This window comes from Amphibacillus sp. MSJ-3, assembly GCF_018919165.1.
Classification (GTDB): domain Bacteria; phylum Bacillota; class Bacilli; order Bacillales; family Amphibacillaceae; genus Amphibacillus.
Window position 1 is genome coordinate 1 of record NZ_JAHLQM010000061.1, and the last position, 3975, is coordinate 3975.

The window sequence follows — 3975 nt, forward strand, 5'->3', positions numbered from 1 at the left end:
CGAAGTCTACATGACCGTTATGAATTTTTGCGTTATAAATCTTAATTGAACCGCCGTATACGGAACCGTACGTACGGTGGTGTGAGAGGACGGAGGCTAACCGCCTCCTCCTACTCGATTGATCATCATTTAAATAGAATCATCACCTCTTAAATGTTTTTGAGGTGTCACTCCGTGATTTACACTCTGGGTGGACGCTTTCCGCGGGTACGGCCTTGGGCGCACAGGATGTGGGTCAGTTAGACGTTGCCACAGGACGTGGCGGTTTTAGTCCAACATTCCTTATTGCTCCACTACCTTGTCGCAATAAGGATTTTCGGACTCGTGGGACTGGGACTGGGGCTGGGACTGGGACTGCGGTTACTCGTCCCACCGAAAACATTTGCGGTTACTCGTCCCATCGAAGACTGTTTACTGTTCCCGCTGGAGTCGCCACCCGACCTTCCAATCACTTGGTTGGCACTCTTGATAATGGATCATAAATTGATTTTTTTTATAAAAAAAGAGATAAATCCAAAGTACACAATGAAGAGGATTTGCGTTATTGGCTGTGAACTTAAGGAAATTCACGGCTAATAACTCTAAGACTCCAAAGCATTCAAACCACTACAAAAATGAAAATAGTTCTATTTACGAAAAAGCCATAAATAGAACTATTTTTTACTCAGTGAGACTAGTTATGTCCCAGTCTCTTTAATTATCTTGATTCAATTAAGGCGTTATTATTTAAAAACCTAAAAGACAATCTAAATATAAGGAAGCTCATGATAGAGCCTGTAATATTCAATAAGACGTCATCAACATCAAACGATCTGTACTTATATCCTACTAAAATTCCTAAACCTCATTGAGGTAATTCGATAGTTAGACTCACTAGGAAACAAATTAAAACTGGTATTGGTATATGGCGAACCCTTGAATGATTTAGAAAAACCTAATCTATCTACTAGTCTTACACTACCAAAAAATTTAGTGGTTTTTCTTTAGACATTTAACTCACTGCCAGATTATTATTTATCTATTAGTACACTTTAATAAAGTTATAAAAACGATATACTTTACAATAAAACCAAGGTTTGGGAGTTTGATTTTTGAAAAATCGGTGCTAGTATGATTTCATAACTCATTTTTTTACAAGTCAGCTCGATAAATTTTAGGAGGCAGTCAAAATGTTATTCGATACGCACGCACATTTAAATGTTAAACAATTTGCTGAAGATGAATTTGAAGTAATCAAACGAGCAAACGATCAAGGCGTTTCAAAGATTGCTGTTGTCGGCTTTGATCACGAGACAATTGATAAGGCCCTTGCCTTATCTGAAACTTATCCAGGCATTTACCCGATCATTGGTTGGCATCCAACCGAAGCAGGCAGTTATTCAGATCAGGTAGAAGAAAAGTTAATCCAACTCATTCAAACAAAAAATGTTGTCGCAATGGGTGAGATGGGTTTAGATTATCATTGGATGGAAGACCCAAAGGAGATTCAAATCGATGCTTTTAGAAGGCAAATTCGGGTGGCTAAGCAATTAGATATTCCAATCGTGATTCACAACCGTGACAGTACGGAAGATGTTTATCAGGTTTTAAAGGAAGAACATGTTGAAGATATCGGTGGGATTATGCATAGTTTCAACTTAACGCCTGAGTGGCAAGAACGATTTTTAGACTTAGGAATGCATATTTCATATAGTGGTGTGGTAACATTCAAAAATGCTCATGATGTTAAAGAAAGTGCCAAAGTCGTCCCTTTAGACAAATTGTTGATTGAAACAGATAGCCCTTACCTAGCGCCACAGCCTAATCGTGGTAAACGAAATGAACCTGCCTATGTAAGGTTTGTAGCGATGGAAATTGCTCGACTAAAAGGAATAGAGCTTGATGAGGTCGCTCAGATAACAAGTGAAAACGCAAATCAGTTATTTAAGTTATAGTGAGCAAAGCAAAATAGAAAACTACCCAAATAAAGGATTTATTACGTCCGTGTGACGGGTATTCCAATTTGTAACCTTTACTTAACATAATTGAAATAAGCAAAGAATATGCCAGGAAACCCTTTGTGAATCAAGGGTTTCCTTTGTAATATTGAAAAAACAATGGTTTGACAACCATTTTAAATGTTTATATAATACTGGCGCATAACAAAAAGGAGGCAAAATAGCATGAAGCCAATATCTAAGCTATTGCCAGTATTAAAAAGTAAAATATTTTTATCATTCATAAGTGTGTCTGCACTCATAATCATAACTTATCTTATCGTATTAGAATTAACAAAAGCAGAAATTGAATTTACACATAATGATACAACCGAAACAGTCATTACCCGGGAAGAAACAGTTGGTGCCTTTTTAGCTGAGCTCGGTATTGAAGTCAGTTCATATGATAAATTATCACATGAGCTTGATGATGACTTAGAAACTGGCATGAAAGTGAGTTACAAAGAGGCAAAACCGGTAACATTAAAGATTGATGAAGTAGAAAAGACATATTATACAACTGAAGATACAGTGGCAGCATTTTTTGATGAACTCGATTTAGCAATTGGTGAGTTTGATGATCTGAATGTAGAATTAGGTACTAAGATAGAAGATGGACTTAGTATTGTTTTAGATCAGGCTGTTGAAATCACTTTAAGAGATGCAACTGAAAAAGAAAAGATTTGGACAACTGAAAAAACAGTTGGCGATTTATTAAAGGCTGAATCGATAGAATTAGATGAACTTGATCGTATAGAGCCTGATATGGATCAAAAACTAGAAGAAGAGATGACCGTCAGCATTACACGTGTTGAAGAGGTAACAGATGTTGTTGAAGAAAAGGTTGAATTCTCAACTGTCCGTCGAAATGACCCTTCTCTTAAAAAAGGTAAAGAGCAAGTGGTATCATCAGGTTCTGATGGGCTAGTGGAAAAGAAATACCTTGTAACTATTGAGAATGGAGAAGAAGTATCTCGTGAATTAGTTAGTGAAGAGGTAAAAAAAGAAAGTGAACAACGTGTTGTTGCAGTTGGTACGAAAGAAATAAAACAACTTGTATCACGTAGTGCAAGTCCGACAACCACCCAGAAAACAAGTTCTCAGTCAAGTAGCGAACCTAAACCAACTAGTGATTCTAAAACGTTGACAATGGATGCTACAGCATATAACTGGAATTGCGGTTCTTGTGACGGCCGTGGACTTACATCAACTGGTTATGATTTAAAAGCCAATCCTGAAGGTGTTATTGCTGTTGACCCTAGTGTGATTCCATTAGGAACGAAAGTGTATATTGAGGGCTATGGCTATGCTGTTGCCAGAGATACCGGTGGCGCCGTTAAGGGGAATAAAATTGACTTACACATGCCAACTTTAGAAAAAGCTAAGCAATTCGGTCGTAAAACAGTGAAAGTAAAAATAATTAATTAATAAAGTTAAACTTCAATCAGTGGAGGTCTTATTGACAGTCGCACTGGGAGAAACTCACCCTTGTTAATGTTTGTATGTAACATTGACAAGGGTTTTCTGGTTCTACGTCAAATAACGTTGATGAGGAATTTTAGCTAACATATATTTAGTTGTTTATCACGAATCAAAGTAGCCATTATGCTGCTTTGATTCGTGATTCTTTTTGGTTATGATTTAATGAATTTGTTTCTATTGCTTTGAATTTGAAATGGATCAAAATGCGTTTTTTGTAATTATAAAAATTCCGATAGCCATACGCGACTTTATTTAGTACCTTAATTTTGTTGTTTATCCCTTCAATTCGACCGTTATTATATGAATATGTAAAACTATTCTTGATATAAGGGAGATGCTTTCTTAATGTCTTTAAGCTTGTTCTCATGTGACTAGAGATAAGAGAAGAGCTCCGCTCATTTAATACATTTTCTAATCCTTCAAAAAGCTTCATGTCAATCGCTTTTAATAAACGTTGATAAAGTTCATAATTGGCTTTTAACTCAGGATCATAGTTTAACATTTCTTCAACAATACT

General features: G+C 36.4%; 3 protein-coding genes. 2 read left to right on the plus strand and 1 reads right to left on the minus strand.

The window, feature by feature from the left end:
* The first annotated feature begins 1169 nt into the window (after positions 1-1169).
* Both KQI76_RS11520 and KQI76_RS11525 read left to right on the plus strand, forming a co-directional pair.
* Entirely contained in the window at positions 1170-1934 is a 765-nt protein-coding gene (locus KQI76_RS11520) for a TatD family hydrolase (RefSeq protein WP_216400431.1), read from the plus strand.
* A 228-nt stretch (positions 1935-2162) separates the two neighbouring features.
* Positions 2163-3404, plus strand: a complete 1242-nt coding sequence (locus tag KQI76_RS11525; RefSeq protein WP_216400432.1) for a ubiquitin-like domain-containing protein — start codon at positions 2163-2165, stop codon at positions 3402-3404.
* Between the two features lie 175 nt (positions 3405-3579).
* Here KQI76_RS11525 and KQI76_RS11530 read toward each other — a convergent pair.
* A partial coding sequence (locus KQI76_RS11530) for a transposase (protein ID WP_216400433.1) occupies positions 3580-3975 on the minus strand: 396 nt, incomplete at its 5' end.

Excerpts from the sequence above, each read along its gene's own strand:
- KQI76_RS11525 (WP_216400432.1), top strand. The coding sequence starts at position 2,163 with ATGAAGCCAATATCTAAGCTATTGCCAGTATTAAAAAGTAAAATATTT.
- KQI76_RS11520 (WP_216400431.1), top strand. The coding sequence starts at position 1,170 with ATGTTATTCGATACGCACGCACATTTAAATGTTAAACAATTTGCTGAA.